At 70.1% G+C, this 19,989-nt stretch carries 20 protein-coding genes and 1 pseudogene; 4 read left to right on the top strand and 17 right to left on the bottom strand.

Annotated elements, in window-relative coordinates; all coding sequences use genetic code 11:
* Positions 1-22: 22 nt before the first annotated feature.
* The 8 genes from ABD256_RS28695 to ABD256_RS28660 all read right to left on the bottom strand — a co-directional run bounded on the left by ABD256_RS28695 (position 23) and on the right by ABD256_RS28660 (position 8,721).
* Positions 23-1,222 carry an MFS transporter gene (locus tag ABD256_RS28695; RefSeq protein ID WP_344425680.1) on the bottom strand — a complete coding sequence of 400 codons (1,200 nt, stop codon included), beginning with the start codon at positions 1,220-1,222 and terminating at the stop codon, positions 23-25.
* A 62-nt stretch (positions 1,223-1,284) separates the two neighbouring features.
* The gene (locus ABD256_RS28690; RefSeq protein ID WP_344425677.1) at positions 1,285-1,755 is read right to left on the bottom strand and encodes a DUF1801 domain-containing protein; all 471 of its coding nucleotides are present in this window, start codon (positions 1,753-1,755) and stop codon (positions 1,285-1,287) included.
* A 25-nt stretch (positions 1,756-1,780) separates the two neighbouring features.
* Entirely contained in the window at positions 1,781-2,788 is a 1,008-nt protein-coding gene (yhjD, locus tag ABD256_RS28685; RefSeq protein WP_344425674.1) for an inner membrane protein YhjD, read from the bottom strand.
* Positions 2,789-3,044: 256 nt separating this feature from the next.
* Entirely contained in the window at positions 3,045-4,076 is a 1,032-nt protein-coding gene (gene trpS / locus ABD256_RS28680) for a tryptophan--tRNA ligase (protein ID WP_344425671.1), read from the bottom strand.
* 58 nt (positions 4,077-4,134) lie between these two features.
* A complete protein-coding gene (locus ABD256_RS28675) occupies positions 4,135-6,675 on the bottom strand; it encodes a bifunctional FO biosynthesis protein CofGH (RefSeq protein ID WP_344425668.1) in 2,541 nt (846 codons plus the stop codon).
* Between the two features lie 55 nt (positions 6,676-6,730).
* Positions 6,731-7,213: a hypothetical protein gene (locus tag ABD256_RS28670; protein WP_344425666.1), complete on the bottom strand. Its 483-nt coding sequence runs from the start codon at positions 7,211-7,213 to the stop codon at positions 6,731-6,733.
* Between the two features lie 626 nt (positions 7,214-7,839).
* A complete protein-coding gene (locus tag ABD256_RS28665) occupies positions 7,840-8,268 on the bottom strand; it encodes an SgcJ/EcaC family oxidoreductase (protein ID WP_344425664.1) in 429 nt (142 codons plus the stop codon).
* Between the two features lie 33 nt (positions 8,269-8,301).
* Positions 8,302-8,721 (bottom strand): MarR family winged helix-turn-helix transcriptional regulator, encoded by a 420-nt coding sequence (locus ABD256_RS28660; protein WP_344425662.1) that lies wholly within the window; start codon positions 8,719-8,721, stop codon positions 8,302-8,304.
* Positions 8,722-8,782: 61 nt separating this feature from the next.
* Here ABD256_RS28660 and ABD256_RS28655 point away from each other — a divergent pair, with 61 nt between their 5' ends.
* Positions 8,783-9,583: an alpha/beta fold hydrolase gene (locus tag ABD256_RS28655; RefSeq protein WP_344425660.1), complete on the top strand. Its 801-nt coding sequence runs from the start codon at positions 8,783-8,785 to the stop codon at positions 9,581-9,583.
* Between the two features lie 9 nt (positions 9,584-9,592).
* Here the strand turns inward: ABD256_RS28655 and ABD256_RS28650 are convergent, their stop codons facing one another.
* Together ABD256_RS28650 and ABD256_RS28645 are read right to left on the bottom strand one after the other, a co-directional pair.
* On the bottom strand, positions 9,593-10,819 hold the full coding sequence (locus ABD256_RS28650; protein ID WP_344425658.1) for a cytochrome P450 family protein: 1,227 nt from the start codon (positions 10,817-10,819) through the stop codon (positions 9,593-9,595).
* 166 nt (positions 10,820-10,985) lie between these two features.
* Positions 10,986-11,558, bottom strand: coding sequence for a TetR/AcrR family transcriptional regulator (locus ABD256_RS28645; RefSeq protein WP_344425656.1), 573 nt, complete (start codon positions 11,556-11,558; stop codon positions 10,986-10,988).
* A gap of 46 nt (positions 11,559-11,604) precedes the next feature.
* Between ABD256_RS28645 and ABD256_RS28640 the strand changes: the two genes are divergently transcribed.
* On the top strand, positions 11,605-12,399 hold the full coding sequence (locus ABD256_RS28640) for a class I SAM-dependent methyltransferase (RefSeq protein WP_344425654.1): 795 nt from the start codon (positions 11,605-11,607) through the stop codon (positions 12,397-12,399).
* Between the two features lie 1,105 nt (positions 12,400-13,504).
* On the opposite strand, the gene ABD256_RS28635 is transcribed toward ABD256_RS28640, so the two are convergent.
* Both ABD256_RS28635 and ABD256_RS28630 read right to left on the bottom strand, forming a co-directional pair.
* Positions 13,505-14,314: an exodeoxyribonuclease III gene (locus tag ABD256_RS28635; RefSeq protein ID WP_344425651.1), complete on the bottom strand. Its 810-nt coding sequence runs from the start codon at positions 14,312-14,314 to the stop codon at positions 13,505-13,507.
* A 39-nt stretch (positions 14,315-14,353) separates the two neighbouring features.
* Complete coding sequence (locus ABD256_RS28630) at positions 14,354-14,791, bottom strand: SRPBCC family protein (protein WP_344425648.1); 438 nt, start codon at positions 14,789-14,791, stop codon at positions 14,354-14,356.
* Positions 14,792-14,830: 39 nt separating this feature from the next.
* On the opposite strand from ABD256_RS28630, the pseudogene ABD256_RS28625 reads away from it, so the two are divergent.
* A pseudogene (locus tag ABD256_RS28625) lies at positions 14,831-15,582 on the top strand (MBL fold metallo-hydrolase).
* Here ABD256_RS28625 and ABD256_RS28620 read toward each other — a convergent pair.
* From ABD256_RS28620 to ABD256_RS28605, 4 genes are all read right to left on the bottom strand, one after another.
* Positions 15,579-15,923: an SH3 domain-containing protein gene (locus ABD256_RS28620; RefSeq protein ID WP_344425645.1), complete on the bottom strand. Its 345-nt coding sequence runs from the start codon at positions 15,921-15,923 to the stop codon at positions 15,579-15,581. The pseudogene ABD256_RS28625 and the gene ABD256_RS28620 overlap by 4 nt on opposite strands.
* Positions 15,924-16,061: 138 nt before the next feature.
* The gene (locus ABD256_RS28615) at positions 16,062-16,781 is read right to left on the bottom strand and encodes a hypothetical protein (RefSeq protein WP_344425641.1); all 720 of its coding nucleotides are present in this window, start codon (positions 16,779-16,781) and stop codon (positions 16,062-16,064) included.
* Between the two features lie 65 nt (positions 16,782-16,846).
* On the bottom strand, positions 16,847-16,969 hold the full coding sequence (locus ABD256_RS28610; protein WP_344425639.1) for a hypothetical protein: 123 nt from the start codon (positions 16,967-16,969) through the stop codon (positions 16,847-16,849).
* Positions 16,970-17,455: 486 nt separating this feature from the next.
* Positions 17,456-18,679, bottom strand: coding sequence for an NADP-dependent isocitrate dehydrogenase (locus ABD256_RS28605; protein WP_344425637.1), 1,224 nt, complete (start codon positions 18,677-18,679; stop codon positions 17,456-17,458).
* 183 nt (positions 18,680-18,862) lie between these two features.
* Between ABD256_RS28605 and ABD256_RS28600 the strand changes: the two genes are divergently transcribed.
* Positions 18,863-19,225 carry a DUF2203 domain-containing protein gene (locus tag ABD256_RS28600; protein WP_344425635.1) on the top strand — a complete coding sequence of 121 codons (363 nt, stop codon included), beginning with the start codon at positions 18,863-18,865 and terminating at the stop codon, positions 19,223-19,225.
* A gap of 8 nt (positions 19,226-19,233) precedes the next feature.
* Here ABD256_RS28600 and ABD256_RS28595 read toward each other — a convergent pair whose 3' ends face one another.
* A complete protein-coding gene (locus ABD256_RS28595) occupies positions 19,234-19,749 on the bottom strand; it encodes a GNAT family N-acetyltransferase (protein ID WP_344425633.1) in 516 nt (171 codons plus the stop codon).
* Positions 19,750-19,989 lie beyond the last annotated feature (240 nt).

Below are 19,989 nucleotides of genomic sequence, written 5' to 3'. Positions count from 1 at the left end.
CGTCATCGGGGCACGACGAATGTCATGCCGGGACGGTGACAACCCGCGCGGGCAGGGTTTCTTTCGCCCGGATCCACAGGCCGAGCGCGACGGCGACCACGCCCGCGCTCAGCGCGAACGCCCACGCGTACGACCCGCCGTCCGCGATCGCGCCCGCGGCCAGCGGCCCCACCACGCCCCCGACGTCGGACGCCATCTGGAAACCCGCCAGCACCGTCCCACCGCGCGCTTTCACCCCGAGCACGTCCGCGACCGCCGCGCTGTGCGCCGGGTTCAGCGCACCCGAGCCGACACCCGACACCGCCGACGCGACGAGGAACACCCAGAGCTGGCCGGTGACCCCGACCCCGACGGTGCCCGCGGTCAGCAGCGCGAGGCCGCCGAGCGCGAGTGGCTTGCGCCCCAACCGGTCCGCCAGCGATCCGGCCGCGGGCAGCACGACCGCGTTGGCCGCGGCGAACACCGCGAGTGCGATCGCCGCGAACGACGACGGCTCGTGCAGCACCGCCACCACGAACAGCGGCACGAGCGAGGTCCGCACGCCGTTGACCACCCAGCCGCTCGCGAAGTTCGAGGTGAGCGCGGCCCGGTAGGCCGGCTCGCCGAGCGCCTGCCGGAACGTCATGGTGGGTGCGTGCTCGTCGGCGGGGCGGGCGGCGAGCGTGGAGTTCCGCAGCTGCGCCCACACCAGCACGGTCACCGCGACGAGCGCGCCGCCGTAGAACAGGAACGGCGCGCGAAGGGACAGCGCCACGAGCCCGCCGCCGAGCACCGGGCCGGTCACGCTGCCGAGCAGGAAACTGGTGCCCCACAAGCCGTTGACGCGGCCGCGCAGCTCCGGCGGCGAGATCCGGATCAGCAGGCCGACCGCGGACACGGTGAACATCGTCGAGCCGATCCCGGACAGCGACCGGAACAGCAGGAGCTGCCAGTACTCCTGGGCGGCGGCGCAGGCGAGGCTGCCCGCCGCGACGATCGAAATGCCCCACAGGTAGACCGGGCGCTCCCCGAACGAGGTGACGAGCCGCCCGCTCAGCGGCGCGAACAGCAGGCGCATCGCGGCGAACGCGCTGATCACCACCGAGGCCGCGGTGATACCGACGTCGAAGCTGGTCGCGTAGTTCGGCAGCGCGGGCGCGACCAGCCCGAAGCCGACGGCGATCAGGAAGCTCGCCCCCACCAGTACCCAGATTTCGCGCGGGTAGCGCACTTTGCCCGTCATCGCACTGATCAGCTTAGCCAGCGCGGGGACCTACTATCGACGGCCTTTTCCGCCCCGGCCGATCACTTCCCGACCCGCCCGTACCGGAGTTCCAGCTCGCCCGCCGCCAGCCCGGTTTCGATCCGGCGGGCCAGTTCGGTGAGCACACCGGTGTCCAGATCGGCGGCCTTCTCGAACCGCGCGCAGTTCTGGCCGACGCCGACCTTCCCCAGCCGCCCCGCGTACTGGTTCAGCAGGTACTCGCCGCCTTCGACCGCGGCGACGTACAGGCTGAGGTAGTTCTTCTGCAACGCGAGCGCGACCACCGGCCAGTCGATCGGTTCCGGGCTGGCCTTGACCCGGTACCGGAAGGTGCCGTACCCGATCATCTTGATCGACATGCCCGGCTTGCCGGTTCCGGTGCCGGTGAAGAAGTGGCGTTCGAGCCCCGGTGCCGCCGCGCGGACGACTTCGTCGACGGCGCGAAGATCGTGCTCGCGCGCCGGGTCGTACGCGAAGTACTCCGCCAGTGAGGACGCTTCCACGTGGTACACGAACCACACCGTAGCGGTCGACCGGCTATCGACGGCGCCTTCCGAACCAGCCGAGCAGCGCGCCGACGCCGAACGCACCCGCGGCGGCGCCGAACCCCGGGCCCTGCTGCATCCGGATCTCCGGGCGAATCACCGCGGGTGGCGGCGGAACCACCTTGCGCACCTGGTTTTCCTTCGCCGTCGCCGTCCACGCGGTGACGAACAGCACGAAGCGGGCCACCAGGTTCGCGAACACCAACAGCCCCAGCACCGGCCCGAACACCGCGAAGCTCGGCGACTTCGTGACGCTCGCGAGGTAGGTCGTGGCCACCTGCTGCAGGATGACGAACCCGACGGCGGCGAGGATCGCGCCCTTCACCGCGCTGCGCGTCTGCACGCGTTCGCGCGGCAGCCGGGAAAGCACCCAGAGGAACACCAGCGTGTTCGCGAGCAGGCCGAGGACGATCGTGGCCACGCGCAGCAGGAACACCGCCCAGCCCTGGTCGGCGAGCCCGACCGCGTCGAGCAGGAACTTCCCGACGCCGCCGCCGACCGCGGTCAGGCCGAACGACACGATCATCGCCAGGCCGAGCCCGACCAGTGCGACGAGGTCCTTCAGCGTGGTCGAAACGAGCGGGAGCTGCTGCTTTTCCTGGCCCCACTGCGCGGTCAGCGCGTCACGGAGGTTGCTCATCCAGCCGATGCCGGAGTACAGCGCGATCAGCAGCCCGAACACGCCGACGCCGCCACGCGAGTTCAGCGCGGCCGTCACGACCTGGCTGACGATGTCGTTGAGGCCCTGCGGCACCGATTTCTTGATGCCGTCGGTGATCTGGGCGATCACCGACTGGTCACCGGCGACGACGAAGCCGACCACGGCGAACCCGACCATCAGCACCGGGATCACCGACAGCACGCTGAAGTAGGTGATCGCGGCGGCGTAGTGGTTGCCGTAGCGCTCGGTGAAGGCTTCGTTGGCCCTGATCACGTGATCGAGCCACGGGTACTTCCGGCGCAGGCGCGGAAGCAGCTTCTCTTTCTCGTCGTTCGCCACGACTGGACGTTAACCACGGTCCGTACCCGTCGCAACGCGAGCGGTGTGTTTTTATCGGGCGTCGAAACTTGCGCTGCCGGGGACGCGGCTCTCGTGGTTCGGAATAGGCGGGCGAGTGGGACTGGGGCGGCGGGGTGCAGTTCGCGGGCTAAACGTCGTCGGTGGCGTCGCCGTCGCGGGTGGCTCAGGGTGCGAGCTCCCTTGCCTGGTCCCTGAAGGCCCCTTCAGGGAATCCGGGCAAACCTGGACAGCCCATTCACCGCAGCGGCGGCAGGAAGCCCACCTTGTCGTACGCCGCCGCCAGCGTCTTCGACGCGACCGCGCGGGCCTGCTCGGCGCCGCGCGCGAGCACCTTGTCCAGCTCGGCCGGATCGTCCAGATAGGACTGGACGCGGGACTGGAACGGTGTCACGAACTCGACGAGCACCTCGGCGACGTCCTTCTTCAGGTCGCCGTAGCCCTTGCCGTCGTAGGCCGTGACCAGGTCGTCGACGCTCCGCCCGGTGAGCGCGGAGTAGATGGTCAGCAGGTTCGACACGCCCGCCTTGTGCTCGGGATCGAAGATGATGTCCCGGCCGGTGTCGGTGACCGCGGAGCGCACCTTCTTCGCCGAGCGCTTGGGGTCTTCGAGCAGTTCGACCAGCCCGTTCACGGTGGACGCCGACTTGCTCATCTTCGACGCCGGGTCCTGCAGGTCGAAGATCTTCGCCGTGTCCTTGACGATATGCGGCTCCGGAACCACGAAGGTCCTGCCGAACCGGTTGTTGAACCGCTGCGCGAGATTGCGCGAAAGTTCGAGGTGCTGGCGCTGGTCCTCACCGACCGGGACCGCGTGCGCCTGGTACAGCAGGATGTCCGCGGCCTGCAGCACCGGGTAGGTGAACAGCCCGACGCTGGCGCGGTCGGTGCCCTGCTTGCTGGCCTTGTCCTTGAACTGCGTCATCCGGCTCGCCTCGCCGAACCCGGTGAGGCACTCCAGCACCCAGCTCAGCTGCGCGTGCTCTGGCACGTGGCTCTGCACGAACAGCGCGCTGCGCTCGGGGTCGACGCCGAGCGCGAGGAGCTGGGCCGCCGAGCGGCGGGTGCGCTCGCGCAGCACCTTCGGGTCCTGCTCGACGGTGATCGCGTGCAGGTCGACGACGCAGTAGAACGGCTCGTGCGTGTCCTGCAGGCGCACCCACTGGCGCAGCGCGCCGAGGTAGTTGCCGAGGTGGAACGAGTCGGCGGTGGGCTGGATCCCGGACAGCACGCGAAGCCGCGTGGCGGTCTTCTCTTGTTCTTCGGCCACGGGCGCGATTCTCCCAGGGCACCGGGGCGGGCGAGTAGCCGCCCCGGTGCCCTCGAAGTCAGCTCAGCACCGCGAGGCGCTGGTGCGCGTAGGTGGTCGTGCGCTGGCGAGACGGCCTGCCCGCGAGCGCGGCGAGGTGGTCCAGCTCGGCGGTGGTCCGCGACGAGCCGTGCTCCGAACCCGCCATCCGCGAGATGGTCTCCTCCATCAGCGTGCCGCCGATGTCGTTGGCGCCACCGCGAAGCACCTGCGCGGTGCCCTCGTCACCGAGCTTCACCCACGAGCACTGCACGTTGTCGATGCGGCCGTTGAGCGCGAGCCGCGCGAACGCGTGGATCGCGCGGTTGTCCCGCATGGTCGGGCCCGGCCGCGCCACGCCCGCCAGGTAGATCGGCGCGTTGTGGTGCACGAACGGCAGGCCGACGAACTCGGTGAAACCCCGGGTGTCGTCGGCGATCCTGGCCAGCACCCGCAGGTGGCCGAGCCAGTGCTCCGGGTGGTCGACGTGCCCGTACATCATCGTGCTCGACGACGGGATGCCGAGCCGGTGCGCGGTGGACACCACGTCGATCCAGGTCTGCGCGGGCAGCTTGCCCTTCGTCAGCACCCAGCGCACGTCGTCGTCGAGGATTTCCGCCGCGGTGCCCGGAATCGAGCCGAGCCCGGCGTCGCGCAGCTCGGTGAGCCACTCCTCGACGCTGACGCCCGCCTTCGACGCCGCCGACACGATCTCCATCGGCGAGAACGCGTGGACGTGCATGTCCGGTACCGCGGCCTTGATCGCGCGCACGATGTCGGCGTAGTAGCTGACCGGCAGCTTCGGGTCGATGCCGCCCTGCATGCACACCTCGGTCGCGCCCGCCCGCGACGCTTCGACGGCGCGCGCGGCGACCTCGTCCACCGAGAGCCGGAACGCGTCGGCGTCCCGCTCGCGCTGGGCGAAGGCGCAGAACCGGCACCCGACGTAGCAGACGTTCGAGAAGTTGATGTTGCGGTTGACGACGTAGGTGATGTCGTCGCCGACCACGTCCGCGCGCAGTTCGTCGGCAAGGCGCGCCATCGTTTCGAGCGCTTCGCCGTCCGCGGTCAGCAGCGCCATCGCCGCGTCGGTGTGGATCGGTTCGAGCAGCGCGCCGGGGTAGTCGGCGGCCAGCGCCAGCCCCGCGCGCACGTCCGCGTCGAGGCGTTCCGGCGCGGTACTGCCGGACACCTGCGTCTTCAGGATGTCCCAGTCGCCGTAGACGCTGTCGAAGTCGCCGCGGCGGTCCGAGGTGCGGCCGTCGGTGTCGATCGAGGAGTTCAGGTCCGCGCGGCCGACGGTCTCCAGCCCGCCGTCGGGCTCCTGCCACTGCCTGCCGACGATCGGCGCGTCCTGATCCGCCATGCCGTCGGGCGTCGCGAGCCCGTTGACGTGCGGGTGCAGCCGGACATCGAGCCACTTTTCCGACGCGGCAACGTACTTCGGGTACACCGCGAGCCGCTCGCGCAGCTCGTAACCCGCCTGCCGGGTCCACTCGGCGAGCGCGTCGACGGCGGGCCACGGGCGCTCGGGGTTCACGTGGTCCGGGGTCACCGGCGAGACGCCGCCCCAGTCGTCGATCCCGGCGCGCAGCAGCAGCGCGAACTCTTCGCCGACGAGGTTCGGCGGCGCCTGCACGCTCACCCCCGGCGGCATCAGGAGCCTGCCGACGGCGACGGTCGCGGCGAGGTCCTCGATGTCCGCGTCCGGGGCCTGCCGCATCGCGGTGTCCGGCTTGGCCCGGAAGTTCTGGACGATGATCTCCTGGATGTTGCGGTACTGCCGCGCGCGCGTGCGGATCGCGTGCAGCGATTCCGCCCGTTCGGTCCGGTTTTCCCCGATCCCGACGAGGATCCCGGTGGTGAACGGGACGCCGACGCGGCCGGCGTCGTCGAGCACGCGCAGCCGCACCGCGGGCTCCTTGTCGGGGCTGCCGTAGTGCGGGCCGCCCTTCTCCGACCAGAGCCGCTCCGCGGTGGTCTCCAGCATCATGCCCATGCTCGCCGCGACCGGGCGGAGCCGGTGCAGTTCCTCCCAGCTCAGCACGCCGGGGTTGAGGTGCGGCAGCAGGCCGGTCTCCTCCAGCACCGCGATCGCGCACGAGCGAACGTAGTCCACAGTGGAGTCGTAGCCGCGGGCGTCGAGCCACTCGCGGGCCTGCGGCCACCGGTCCTCCGGCCGGTCGCCGAGGGTGAACAGGGCCTCCTTGCAGCCCGCCGCCGCGCCGGCGCGCGCGATCTCCAGCACCTCGTCGCGTTCGAGGTACATCGAGTGCAGCTTGCCCGGCACGGTCACGAAGGTGCAGTAGTGGCACCGGTCGCGGCACAGCCTGGTCAGCGGGATGAACACGCTGCTCGAATAGCTGACCACCCCGCTGCGCCCCTGATCGGCGAGATGGGCGTCCCGCACCCTGCTCGCCGCGGCGAGCAGCTGGTCGAGATCTTCGCCGCGAGCATGCAGCAGGACCGCGGATTCCGTGACGTCGAGCGCGACACCGTCCGCGGCGCGGCGCAGAGCCCTGCGCATCGCGGACGGGGAAGGCTTCGGCTCGGGCGGGGTGATCGACACGCTTTCAGCCATCACCCGAGCCTACGGACGTCGTCACCGCGCCGGTAAGGGCTTTCGCTGTGAGGGATTACTCGCCGGATCGGGAATAAACGGCGGATCGCACGCGCCGCTTCGCGATCGGGCTCAGCACCGGGCGGGTCGCGTCGTCCTCGGCGCGCACACCCGGCCGGAAGTCGGCGGGAAGATCGGCGCGGAGATCACCCGCGATGCAGGTCTTGGCCTTCGCCTCGACGAGCACGTGTTCGGTCGACGCGGCCTTCTTCGGCGGCGCGCTGCCGGTGACCGGCTCCAGGACCTCGGCGGCCTTGGCGGCTTCGGCCGCCACCTTCTTCCGCTGGCGGATGACGCCCGCGGTCATGCCGAGCACCCCGATCACCACGGCCACGAGGCCGACCGGCCCCAGGATCCCGAACGACAGGACGTCCGGCTCGCCCTGGGCGAGCGTGTCCGCCGACGCGGCACCCGCGCCGCTCACGACGGCGGCTCCCGTCGTGAACAGCACGACGACACCGCGCTTCGTCCGCGCTAACGGCCGTACTCGGTTGCGCACCGGAGTGCCTCCCGCACCAAATCTGCACCCGAAAGGAGGATGCCAAGGCGTGTTGATGATCCAAAAGCTACCGAGCGTGTCAACCCCGCCCGGCGGGGCGAGCCAGGTGTGATCAACACGGGGCACGAGGCTAGCGGCTGTTCCAGTACCGAAAACGCCGGGGTCGGACCCCCGGCATCACCAGAGGTCAACGGCCCGTGAGCGACCGGGCGCGCTCCGCAGCGGGTCAGCCGAACGAGTCAAGCGGCCGCCGTCCTCGGCCACCCGCTCGTCACCGGTCAAGGCGGGCAGGCGTTTCGTGACGTTCGCCGCGTGTTCAGCCACGGCCGCGGCGACCGCCCAGCGCGGGCTGGGCGCCCCGAAGGGCATCTGCGATGGGGCGGCTGGGGGCGTGGAGCCGCCGGGGCCCCGAAGGTGACTTTCGGGGAATCTGACGCCGCGTTCTCGGCCCTCGCGACACAGCGGCGTGCATGCCCTGAAGGGCGCCTTCGCGGCGTCAGATTCCCTCAAGGACGCCTTCGGGGCGTGCACTCCGGAGCGGAGCTGGCCTTGCCCCTATCGGAGCGTCCTTCAGGGCATGCGCGGGGCCTCACCTCGGCCGCTCGCCCCGATGGGACGACGAGGCGCTAGGCGGGGACGAGGGTGTTCTGCCTCGCCGCGACCCACCACCGGCCGTCCCGTTTGACCATGACGTAGAGCGCGACCATCGCGGGGTCGGCGTCGATCAGGTCGCCGTCCGGTTTCGTGGCGCGGGCGGCCTTGTAGGCGAGCGCGGTGTCCTGGCCGAGGAAGTCGATCCCGGTCACCTGGTACCGCACGTACTCGTCGTGGAGGAACCCGGCGAGACCGCGCTTGTTCGCGTCGTACAGCGCCGCCCAGCCCGAAGCGCGCCCGCCGACCGCGTTCACCACCGTGGCGTCCAGCGCGAAGTGCTCGGTCATCAGATCGGGATCGTTGGTGTTGTAAGCGATTTCGGTGTCCTCGATGATCTTGGCGATCGCGGCGCGGTCCTCATCGGTTCCTTCGTCCACTAAGGACGGACGTGGCGTGGTCATGCGGCCAGCCTGCTACCTCCACATTGCTGGAGGTCAAGTGTCCGCGCTCCCCGCCATGCGGTGCAACAGATCCAGCAGGGTCGCGCGGTCGGCCGCGGACAGGGGGGCGAAGCAGGCGGCCAGCACTTCGTCGGCGACCCGGTGCCCTGCCGCGAGGACCCGTTCACCGGAAGCGGTCAGGTGGTGCTCGATCCGCCGTCCGGCACCGGGCCGGCGCTCGATCAGGTCCAGCGCCACCAACCGGCCGGCGAGCGTGCCGAACGCCTGCTCGCTCTGGAAGGTGGCCGCGGACAACGCGCGAGCCGACGCACCGGGCGAAGCGCCGATCGCCCGCAGGGCGTCCCACTGCGCCAACGTGGTGCCGACCGTGGCGAGCCCGCTGTCGAGCGCCCGGTGCTGCCGGTACTGCGCGCGCTTGACCGCTTTTCCGAGAGGCTGCAGCTCGTGGGGCATGGCAGCAGTGTAGGGCAAAACTAAACTAGCTTATATAAACATGTTTAGTTATGGTGGCCGCATGCTCGCGGACCACCGAATCTCCCTGCACCCCGACCTTTCCCTCACCATGTCCGAGGCGGGCTCCGGCCGCCCGGCGCTGGTGCTGCACGGCGGTGGCGGCCCCGCGACGGTCGCCGGGCTCGCCGGCCACCTCGCACGCACCCACCACGTCAGCACGCCCACCCACCCCGGCTGGAACGGCACCGATCGCCCTGCCTGGCTGACCGGCGTCGACGACCTCGCCGTGGCCTACCTCCACCACCTGCGCGAACTCGGGCTGCGGGACGTACTGGTCGTGGGCTCGTCGCTCGGCGGCTGGACGGCCGCGGAGATGGCCGCGCGCGACACGACGGGCGTCATCACCGACCTCGTGCTGATCGACGCCGTCGGCGTGCGCGTCAAAGCCGAACCGATCCGGGACTTCTTCGCCCTCGACGCCCGCGGCCTCGCCGAATACGCCTGGCACGACTCGGCCCGCTACTACCGGGACCCCGCGAAGATCCCGGCCGCACAACGGGCCGCGCAGGAGGCCAACGCCGCCACGATGCGGATACTGGCCGGCGACCCGTACATGCACGACGCCACGCTGCTGCGCCGCCTTCGCCAGGTCGGCGTGCCCGCCCTCCTGCTCTGGGGCGAAAGCGACCGCATCGTCACCCCCGCCTATGGCAAGGCCTACGCGAGCGCCTTCGGCGACGGCCGGTTCCAGGTCATCCCCGAAGCGGGCCACCTGCCGCACATCGAACGCCCCGAAGCCACCTTCGCCGCGATCGACGCGCACCTCGCCCGGACGGCCGCCGGGACTCCGGCACGGGGATGAAGATCGTGGTCACCCGTGCACGTGGACGGGGAGCGACCGGATGTCGTTCTGGGTGAGCACGGGCTCGTTCCGGATCTCTTCGGCGGGCACGGCGAGCCGCAGGTGCGGGAAGCGCGCGAAGAGGGCCGGGAGCGCGATTCCCGCCTCCAGCCTGGACAACGCGGCACCGGGGCAGATGTGCGGGCCGTGGCCGAAGGTCAGGTGCCTTGCCGCCGGGTCACGGGTGAGGTCGAATTCGTCGGCGTCCGGACCGTGGTGTTCGCGGTCCCTGCCGATCGCGCGGTAGGAGATCACCACGCCTTCGCCTTCGCGAATGACCCCGCCTGCCACCTCGATGTCCTCGGTGGCGAACCGCATCAGGAGATGGCTGACCGGGGTGTCCCAGCGCAGGGTTTCCTCGATGACCGCCTCCCAGCCCGCCGCGCCCGCGAGCACGGCGCGGAGCTGGTCCGGATGGGTGAGCAGCGCGCGCACGGCGTTGAGGATCAGCCCGACCGTCGTTTCGTGCCCCGCCCCGACCATCGCCTGCAGGTTGCCGACGACCTCCGCCTCCGTGAGCGGTTCCCCGCCCTCCCCGGCGAGGATCAGGGCGCTGGTCAGATCGTCGGCAGGCCGCACGGTCCGCGCCCTGACCATGTCGGTGAAGATGCGGTCGAGTTCGCCGATGACGGCCAGCCGCTCGTCCTGCGGGGTGACCATCGAGAAGAACGCCCGGTAGAGGACGTGCAGCCGGGGGTGCAGTGCCGGATCCACCCCCATCAGCACGCTGATCACCGTCATCGGCAGCGGCCGCGCGAAGACGGGCTTGAGATCGACCGGTCCGCGCGCCCCTCGCTCGCCCACGTCGTCCAGCAACCGCCGGGTCGCGTGTTCGATCGCGGGGCGCAGGTTCTCCAGCCGCCGCGGGGTGACCGCCTGCGCGGTCTTCGCCCGCAGCCGCCGATGTTCGGCACCGTCCACTGTGAACATCGAACGGCCGGGATCGACCATGCCGATCAGCGGCCATTCGCGGGTGACTTCCCCGCCACGCCACAGCTTCCACCGGCCGAGGTCCTTCACCAGCCGCCGATCGGTGAGCAGCCGCCGGGCGTCGGCGTGCCGGGTGACCGACCAGGCGGGCACACCGAGCAGGTCGACGCGCACCAGCGCGCCGGTCTCGCGCAACCTGCGGGTCTCCCCGTCGAGGTCGCGCACCAGGGGATCGAGCACGATCGGACAGCCGGCAACTTCGGACATGTCACGTCCTCGGATCGTGTCCTCGGACCGCAGCGCACCATCGTGCCTGCCGAGCGGGACGGAACCGCCGTTTCCTCAGCCGACCAAGAGTACGCAGCCCGAAGCCGCTTTCGCGCCGATCGATGCCCATCTCAGCCGAATCGTTGCCGCTTCGGCGCGCCGACCGTCACCGGTTGGTTTCGGCGGTGATGTGTTCGAACAGGCCCGCGTGGATGCGCGTGCGCACTCCCTTCGCCCACGGCTCGTCCGATTCGTCGGCGTCGAGGGCGGCGACGTTGTTCAGCAGCATCCCGAAGGCGAGGAACGATTTCACCGTCACCGGGTCCAGACCCGTCGTATCGGCGACCGTGTCCCACATGCGGGCGAGCCGCGTCCGCACGAGCGCGCGGACCTCGCGGTCCCCGCAGGCGGCAAAGCCTTGCAGCTGCAGCAAAAGCGTGGTGCGATCCGCGAGCAGCTCGTAGTACCGCGCCCCCATCCGCGCCAGCGCGTCGAGGTCCCGGACGCCCTCGGCGGCATCCGACATCCCGTCGCTGAACCGGTCGAAGGCCGTGCCGACCAGTTCCAGGAAGAGCGCCTTCTTGGTCCCGAACATCCGGAACACGTACGCCTGCGTGATGCCCGCCTCGCGCGCGATCGCCTCGATCGACGCACCGTGCAGCCCGTGCGCCGCGAACTCGCCCGCGGCGATCCCCAGCACCTGGGCTCGCCGTTCCGATCCGCTCATCCGCGCAGCCATGACACGAAGTTATCAGTTACTAACCATTAACTTATAGGGTGGTGCGGTGAGCGACGACATCTGGGCCGGGCTGGCCGACCACTTCGCCGATGGGGCGTACGCCGCCGTGAAGGGGCGCGTGCGCACGTACGTGATGCACCAGCAGCTTCTCGAACACCTGCCGGCGCCGCCGGTTTCCGTGCTCGACGTCGGCGGCGGCGCGGGCCATCAATCGTTTCCGCTCGCCCAAGCTGGTTACGAGGTGACCTTGCTCGATCCGTCGCAAGGAATGCTGGACAAGGCGCGGCAGCGACTCGATCGCCTGCCCGCCGACGTCCAGCGGCGGGTGACGCTGAAGCGAGCCGCCGGTGAGAACGCCGAGGAGGCAGTGGATGGACGGCGTTTCGACGCGGTGCTGTGCCATGGCGTGCTCGGGTACCTCGAACGGCCGGAGCCGGTGGTCGACCAGCTCTGCCGGTGTGCCGCCCCCGGTGGCGTGGTCTCGATCATGGCGGGAAACGCCGCCGCGGCGGCGGTGCGCCCGGCACTGGAACAGCGGTGGGAGGACGCGCTGACGGCGTTCGACGCCAGGAGCGAAATCGGGGTGCTGGGACTGCCGACGCACGCCACCACGGTGCCGGAACTCAGCGAACTCGTGCGGAGCCGGGGCGTGGAAACCCTGAACTGGTACGGGGTTTGGCTGTTCGTCGACTGGCTCGACCTCAGCGGGGCCGACCTGGACCCCGACGACTCGAAGCAGCTCGCCGCGGCCGCCGCGGTCGAACTCGAAGCCGGCAGGCGAGATCCCTACCGGCAGCTCAGCCGCATCTTCCACCTCGTCGGCCGCAAAACCCCGAACTGACCGTCGCGGCCTTGCTGGACGCTGACGACGTGAGCCTGGCGGGCGTCGGTTTCCAGGCCCAGCTCGCACCCTCCGTCCGCGAACAGCTCGCCTCGCGGGGAATCGGTTCCCTTCGCCGTGATCTCGGTTCCCTTCGCGTGATCCCCGAAGGACGCCTTCAGGGAATCTGACGCCACAATCTCGCCCCTCACGACGCACGACACCACGAAGCTCATGCCCCGAAGGGCCCCTTCACGGCATCACATTCCCCCAAGGACCCCTTCAGCGATGATGGCGCCTGTGGCGGCGGTGGTGGTGGTGGTGGCGGCGGATGAATTTGCGCATGCTGCCCTGCCCCCTTCTGCCGTGAGCACCGTGAGGACGAGAGCAGCATCCGCACGGGCCCTTCAGTGACCTGCACGTTCACACCTGCTCGCAGCCTTTCGGGCCCTGAATACATCTCGGGGCAGCACGCGGAAACGAGAAGAATGCGACCCTCGAACCTCCCAGCAGATTCCCCGAAGGACGCCTTCAGGGAATCTGACGCCACAATCTCGCCCCTCACGACGCACGGCACCACGAAGCTCATGCCCCGAAGGACGCCTTCACGGCGTCACATTCCCCCAAGGCCCCCTTCAGCGATGATGGCGCCTGTGGCGGCGGTGGTGGCGGCGGCGGATGAATTTGCGCATGCTGCCCTGTCCCTTCTGCCGTGAGCACCGCGAGGACGGGAGCAGCATCCGCACGGGCCCTTCAGTGACCTGCACGTTCACACCTGCTCGCAGCCTTTCGGGCCCTGAATACATCTCGGGGCAGCACGCGGAAACGAGAAGAATGCGACCCTCGAACCTCCCAGCAGATTCCCCGAAGGACGCCTTCAGGGAATCTGACGCCACAATCTCGCCCCTCACGACGCACGGCACCACGAAGCTCATGCCCCGAAGGGCCCCTTCACCGCATCACATTCCCCCAAGGCCCCCTTCAGCGCACGCACCCCGCGACGCGGAAAGCCCACGACGGCCGCGCCCACGACACCCGCCTCCCCAAAGGCTCCTTCAGGGCAGCACGCCGCGATCTGACCAATATCGGCTGTGCCGACGAGCTGTTCCCTTGGCCGAGCGCGATGTCAGGCTGGAAAGTCCCAGTCGAAGGTGGCGGTGACCGGGGCGTGGTCGGACCACCGCTGCGCGTAGGTTTCGGCTCGTTCGACCACGACCGAGGTGCACTTCCCGGCGAGGCCGGGTGTCGCCAGCACGCAGTCGATCCGCCAGCCGGCGTCGTTGTCGAACGCCTTCCCTCGGTACGACCACCACGTGTACGGGCCGGGGCCTTCGGGGTCGAGCTTGCGCTGCACGTCGACATAACCGGCTTCGTCGAAGACGCGGCCGAGCCACTCCCGCTCTTCGGGGAGGAAGCCGGAGTTCTTCTGGTTCGTCTTCCACGCCTTGATGTCGATCTCGGCGCGCGCGATGTTCCAGTCGCCCATCACCACCACTTCGCGACCCGACGCGGCGGCCTTCGCGCGGAGTTCGGTGAGGTAGGGCAGGAAGGACGCCATGAAGCGCTCCTTCTGCTCCTGCCGTTCGGTCCCGACGTCACCGCTGGGCAGGTAGAGGCTCGCCACCACCAGGCCGGGAAGCTGCACCTCGAGGTAGCGGCCGCTCCCGTCGAACTCGGGCTCGCCGTACCCGACGCGGACCGCTTCGGGCTCGGCCCTGGTGTACACCGAAACCCCGTTGCGGCCCTTGACCTCCGACGGGGCGTGCGAGGTGTGCCAGCCGTCCGGCTCGCGGACCGCCGCGGTCAGCTCGCCCGGCTGGGCACGCACCTCCTGCAGGGCGACGACGGCGGAATCGGTGGCACCGAGCCACTCGACGAAGCCCTTCTTGGCGGCGGCGCGCAGGCCGTTGACGTTGACGGTGGAAAGGGTCAGCACGCGCCGGAGGGTACCCGCGGGCACCGACAACCAGCGCGGTCAGTGCCCGTTCAGCCGCTCGGCCAGCGCCTTTTCGTACCGTGCCGCGATCTTGCGCAGCGACGGGCCCAGCAGCGGCTCGACCAGCCGGAGCGGGCCCCGCGTGGCGATCGCGACCTCGCACACGACCTCGGTGCGCCCCGAGCCGTCGCGGATGTGCCACGCGCCGGACACCGTCACCGGGCCGGAGTCCAGCGTGCGGAAGGCGACCTCCGACGACGGCCGCGCCTCGGCGAGCACGACCTCGCTGAGCTGGATCCGGCGGCCGGGCTTCACGCGCTGCCGGTACCGCGCGCCGACCTCGCCCAGCTCCCCCGCGATCAGCTCGCTGGTGAGCACGTCGAAGCGCCATCGCACCTGGTTTTCGAAGTCGACGAGGAAGCCGTACACCTCGTCGACCGGGCGCGGTGTCGTCACCTTGGTCCTGACCAGCTTCATTCCCGGTAGTCGCGACGGCCGCGGTCCCGTTACGGAAGGCTGGGCGCGGTGACCACCACCCTGACCGTGCTCGGTAGCTGCGGCGCCTGGCCGGAACCCGGCCGCGCGTGCAGCGGCTACCTGCTGACCCACCGGGCTTCCGGATCGTGCTCGACCTCGGCTACGCCACGGCGCCGAGGCTGTTCGAAACGGTGGACGACGGCGACGTGGACGCGGTGATCGTGACCCACGAACACCCGGACCACTGCGTCGACGTGAGCGCGCTCGGCAGGGTGCGCGAGTACCTGCACGCCGGGCGGCCGAGGCTTCCGCTGTACGGCACGCCGGGTGTACTGCGGGTCCTGCGCGCGCTCGAACCGCGTCCGGACCCCGAAACCGTGTTCGAGTTCCACGATCTCGCCGAGGGCGGGCGCGTCGGCCCGCTGGAGCTGACCGCGCTCGCACTCCCGCACCACGTGCCGAACCACGGCGTCCGGCTCACCGCGCCGGGCCTGACCGTGGCCTACACCGGCGACACCGGCCCGAGCGCCGCGCTCGCCGAACTGGGCAGGGACGCGGACCTGTTCATCGCCGAGGCCACCCTTTCCGGTGGCGGGCCCGCCACCGGACCGCGCTACCTGATGACGGCGGGTGAGGCCGGGACGTACGCGGCACAGGCCGGTGCGCGGCGGCTGCTGCTCACCCACTTCTGGCCGGGTGCCGACCGGTCCGCGTCCGTCGCGCAGGCACGGGAGCGGTTCGGCGGCGAGGTGCTCGCCGCCACCGAGGGCATGGTCGTCGAGCTGCCTTAGCCCGCGGGCGAGGGCGGTGCGGGCGGCTGGACCGTGCACTTCGCCTCGTCGACCGGCTTCAGGAACTCCGACGACGCCCACTTGTTGTCGGCGAGCTTGCGGAACCCGTTCTGCACTTCCGGCTGCGCATCGATTTCGGCGTTCTGGTTGTACTTCCCGACCAGCTCCGCCGTCGGCACCGGTGCGCCGCGAACGTTCAGGACGTCGGCCGTCACCGTCACGCGGCAACCGGAAGACGCGCCGGACGAAAACTGCTTGCCCGACCCCACGACGTAGACCAACCCGATGCCGACCAGCACTGCGACGATGAGCAGCATCCGTTTCGGAATGCCCAGTATCACGCGCGCTCCTCGTTCGGCAGGCCGCTTCTTGGCCAGCTCCTGACCAGGGTAGGGCTTTCCGGCCCGGGGCGGGAAGTCCCGCCACCCGGAGGCGCCAACATCGTCACCGGGTGGTCACTCAGAGCCATAATTGGCGCATCACCAGCGGCGGCTGCGGTCCATCATGTCGTCGACGGCGCGGGCCGCGTCCCATCCGGCGCCGGAGTCCGGGATCGACATCCCGACGTGCTGCTCCACGGTGGCGCCGAAATGCGCCAGCATTCCCGCGAGGTACTGGTCCTTCGCGGGCTCGAACGGCTGATTGGTCCTGGCCAGGTGCTGCCGGAGCGCTTCGACGAGCTTGCCCGCGGCGCCGAATCCGGCGACGCTGAGCACGGTCAGCGAATGCACGGCCTCGAAGTGCTGCGGATGCGCCAGCACGTCGACCCTGGACCGCGCCATGCCGATGGCGCGCGCGAGCAGCAGCACGCCACCCGCGAGCAGCTGCGCGATCAGTTCGACGAGCGCGAACGGCAGCAGCACCACGGCGCTGACCACGCGGAACCACTGGCTCGCGCGATCGGCGACGGTCGAGCAGAACCCGGCGATGAGCTGCCAGAGCGCGAGCGCGGGCCACGCCAGCAGCCACCAGCCACCGCGGTCCATCATGCCTTCGCGAATTTCCCGGCGTTCCGAGGCGCGGATGGCGCGTTCCCGCCGCGCGCGCTCGCGGGGCGTTTCCTCGGCACCGCCGATCGGGACGACCTGGTACCGCCGGTACCGGCCGAAGGCCAGGTTGATCGGCTGGATGACCCGCCGCCATGGGGAGAGCCGGCGGGAAAGCTCCCACTCCCGGCCACCCGCGTCCCTCGTTCGCACGGTGAGCAGTGAAGCAGACACCGTCAGCCGATGTCTCGCGTTCGGGGAAACGAGGCCGGAAGGAATCAGTCCGCCGTCGTGAGGTTCCGCGTGCCGACGACCTTGAGCGGCTTCAACGCCTCGTGGGACGACGTGCCGGGCACCGCGGTGGAGAAGACGATCCACTGGCCGGAATCCGGGTCGTGCAACGCTTCGCAGGGCGGCCGACCAGGCGCCGCCCGCCCCGATCGCGCGGGTGGCGTGCCGCCGCGGCGCGGAGGCCGGCACCGTTTCGCGGGCAAAACGCGCCCGGCCGCCGGTGCCGTGGCGGTCGCGGGCGGCGGGGTCGGTGAAGAACCGCACCGCGATGGTGCGCTTCCCGACGGGAAGGGCCGAGAAGTCGGCGGGCAGCGGTCGAGCAGAAGCGAAATCCCCGGCCGCGCCGCGCGGACGGGCCCCGGCGGGGCATCCGGTACTTCGCTCACCCTCAGCTACGCCAACACGCTCCGCGACGAGGGGATCCGGGTGAACGCGCTGTCGCCGAGCGCGGAGCAGGGCGGCGCACACATCGCGGGCCAAGCGACCCTCGCGACGGGCGGACCGGCGTGTTCCACCGCGAAGAGAGCGGTGTGCACGTCTGGTGACACACGAAAGCCCCCGCGAGAACGCGCTCGCGGGGGCTCAGCGTGACTGGATCAGCCCTGGGTGATCTTCTTGGCCAGGTTCTCGTCCAGCGTCGCGAGGAAGTCCTCGGTGGTCTGGTACGGCTGCTCCTTGCTGATGAGCAGCGCGAGGTCCTTGGTCATCTTGCCGCTCTCGACGGTCTCGATGACGACCCGCTCCAGCTTGTGCGCGAAGTCGACGACCTCGGGCGTGGAGTCCAGCTTGCCGCGGTGCTCGAGGCCACGGGTCCAGGCGAAGATCGACGCGATCGGGTTCGTCGAGGTCGGCTTGCCCTGCTGGTGCTGGCGGTAGTGCCGGGTGACCGTGCCGTGCGCGGCCTCGGCCTCCACGGTCCTGCCGTCCGGCGTGCGCAGCACCGAGGTCATCAGGCCGAGCGAGCCGAAGCCCTGCGCCACGGTGTCGGACTGGACGTCACCGTCGTAGTTCTTGCACGCCCAGACGTAGCCGCCCTCCCACTTCAGCGCCGAGGCGACCATGTCGTCGATCAGCCGGTGCTCGTAGGTCAGGCCCTTGGCTTCGAAGTCCGACTTGAACTCGGCGTCGAAGATCTCCTGGAACACGTCCTTGAACATGCCGTCGTAGGCCTTGAGGATCGTGTTCTTGGTGGACATGTACACCGGGAAGCCGCGGTCGAGGCCGTACTGCAGGGACGCGCGGGCGAAGTCCTCGATGGACTTGCGGTAGTTGTACATGCCCATGGCGACGCCGCCGCCCTCGGGGAACTTCGCGACCTGGAGCTCCATCGGCTCGGAGCCGTCCTCCGGCGTGTAGCTGATGGTCAGCGTGCCGGGGCCGGGGACCTTGAAGTTGGTGGCCTTGTACTGGTCGCCGTGCGCGTGCCTGCCGATGATGATCGGCTTGGTCCAGCCGGGCACCAGCCGCGGGATGTTCGAGATCACGATGGGCTCGCGGAAGATGACACCGCCGAGGATGTTGCGGATCGTGCCGTTCGGCGAGACCCACATCTTCTTCAGGCCGAACTCCTCGACGCGCGCCTCGTCGGGCGTGATCGTCGCGCACTTGACGCCGACGCCGTGCTTCTTGATGGCGTTCGCGGAGTCGATGGTCACCTGGTCGTCGGTGCGGTCCCGCTCCTCGATACCCAGGTCGTAGTAGTCCAGGTCGATGTCGAGGTAGGGGTGGACCAGCTTGTCCTTGATGAACTGCCAGATGATGCGGGTCATCTCATCGCCGTCGAGCTCGACGACGGTGCCCTGGACCTTGATCTTGGCCATGAGCAGCGGTGCTCCTCTCGCGGATCTTCGCGTCTCTCTGCACTCTCGTGGTATGCGGTACAAGCGTACTGCTGGACGAGCTGCGATGGGGCAGGTGGTGGTCGGCGTCAAGTCTGGCACCCGCCCGATGTGCGGCAGATCACCGGTCACGCCCGGCGGCCCGCGTCTGGCACCCTCGGGCGCATGGGACTGTTCACGGTGGCCGAAGCCCGCGCCGAACTCGCGAACCTGCGCGAAACGCTCGACGAACTGGTGCGGGTGCGCGCGGACGCGGCGGAGCTGGCCGTCTCGCTGACGCCGGACGGCGACCCGAGCCCGCTGGGCGGGCTGCCGGAGCTGAAGGCCGCGCAGGCCCGGCTCGACGACCTGATGACCGCCGTCCAGCAGACCGGTGCCGAGCTGAAGGGCTTCGCCCCGCTGCTCATCGACTTCCCCGCCGAACTCGACGGCGTGCCGGTTCAGCTGTGCTGGCTCGAAGGCGACGACGACCTGACCTGGTACCACCGCGCCGACATCGGCTTCGCCGGCCGCAGACCGCTCCCCTGACCCGGGGCTCAGCCCCGGAGCGCGAACACCTCCTCCCCGACGACCTCCCCTCGCCCGTTCGCGAACCCGCTGTCCCTGCCGACGGCGACGAACCCGCACCGGCGCAGCACGGCGGCCGACCCGGTGTTGCCGTCGGCGACCCGTGCGCGCAGCGGCCGCGCCGACACTTCGCGGAGGAACTGCGCCAGCGCCGCCGACGCGACGCCGCGGCCCCAGAGCGCGCGGTCGATCCAGAAGCACACCTCGGTCTCCCCGTCCATTTCGAAGCACGCCACGTTCCCCGCGACGGCGCCGCCGACCGTGATCGTCCGGTTCGTCGTGGTGGGATCGGCGCGGATCCGCGCCCAGTGCGCGTCGAACGCGGCGCGGTCGGACGGGTCGGACGCCGTGAACGCCGCCATCCGGACCGCCTCGGGATCGCGCTGGAACTCGAAGAACGCATCGAGATCGGCATCGGCGATCTCGCGCAGGGCGATCTCACCCGGCACAGTCTCACCCGGCACGCGCTCACCCGGCACAGTCATGGCTTCCCCCTTTGGTTTTCCCTTGCCGACGAGCATGGCACGGGGCACCGACAAAACGGTCCCGTCCGGCCGTCGCCCTCGAACGCGGTCCACAAAGGACTCAGACGGCGTGAGCGGGGAGACGCGTTGCGGTCCCTGAAGGACCCTTGGGTTCATGGGGTCGTTGCAACACCGGTTGTGATCGGAGGTTGTGATGGTGGTTCGGGCGCGGTTGCCGCGTGGTGTGCAGGTGAGGTTTTG

The sequence above is a fragment of the Amycolatopsis minnesotensis genome (genome assembly GCF_039529815.1).
GTDB lineage: Bacteria > Actinomycetota > Actinomycetes > Mycobacteriales > Pseudonocardiaceae > Amycolatopsis > Amycolatopsis minnesotensis.
The sequence above is the reverse complement of the archived record's forward strand: the minus strand, read 5'-3'. Positions and strand labels throughout refer to the sequence as shown.

Excerpts from the sequence above, each read along its gene's own strand:
- ABD256_RS28675 (WP_344425668.1), bottom strand. The coding sequence starts at position 6,675 with ATGGCTGAAAGCGTGTCGATCACCCCGCCCGAGCCGAAGCCTTCCCCG.
- ABD256_RS28655 (WP_344425660.1), top strand. The coding sequence starts at position 8,783 with ATGCTCGCGGACCACCGAATCTCCCTGCACCCCGACCTTTCCCTCACC.
- ABD256_RS28630 (WP_344425648.1), bottom strand. The coding sequence starts at position 14,791 with ATGAAGCTGGTCAGGACCAAGGTGACGACACCGCGCCCGGTCGACGAG.
- ABD256_RS28605 (WP_344425637.1), bottom strand. The coding sequence starts at position 18,679 with ATGGCCAAGATCAAGGTCCAGGGCACCGTCGTCGAGCTCGACGGCGAT.
- ABD256_RS28645 (WP_344425656.1), bottom strand. The coding sequence starts at position 11,558 with ATGGCTGCGCGGATGAGCGGATCGGAACGGCGAGCCCAGGTGCTGGGG.
- ABD256_RS28665 (WP_344425664.1), bottom strand. The coding sequence starts at position 8,268 with ATGACCACGCCACGTCCGTCCTTAGTGGACGAAGGAACCGATGAGGAC.
- ABD256_RS28650 (WP_344425658.1), bottom strand. The coding sequence starts at position 10,819 with ATGTCCGAAGTTGCCGGCTGTCCGATCGTGCTCGATCCCCTGGTGCGC.
- ABD256_RS28695 (WP_344425680.1), bottom strand. The coding sequence starts at position 1,222 with ATGACGGGCAAAGTGCGCTACCCGCGCGAAATCTGGGTACTGGTGGGG.
- ABD256_RS28595 (WP_344425633.1), bottom strand. The coding sequence starts at position 19,749 with ATGACTGTGCCGGGTGAGCGCGTGCCGGGTGAGACTGTGCCGGGTGAG.
- ABD256_RS28600 (WP_344425635.1), top strand. The coding sequence starts at position 18,863 with ATGGGACTGTTCACGGTGGCCGAAGCCCGCGCCGAACTCGCGAACCTG.
- ABD256_RS28660 (WP_344425662.1), bottom strand. The coding sequence starts at position 8,721 with ATGCCCCACGAGCTGCAGCCTCTCGGAAAAGCGGTCAAGCGCGCGCAG.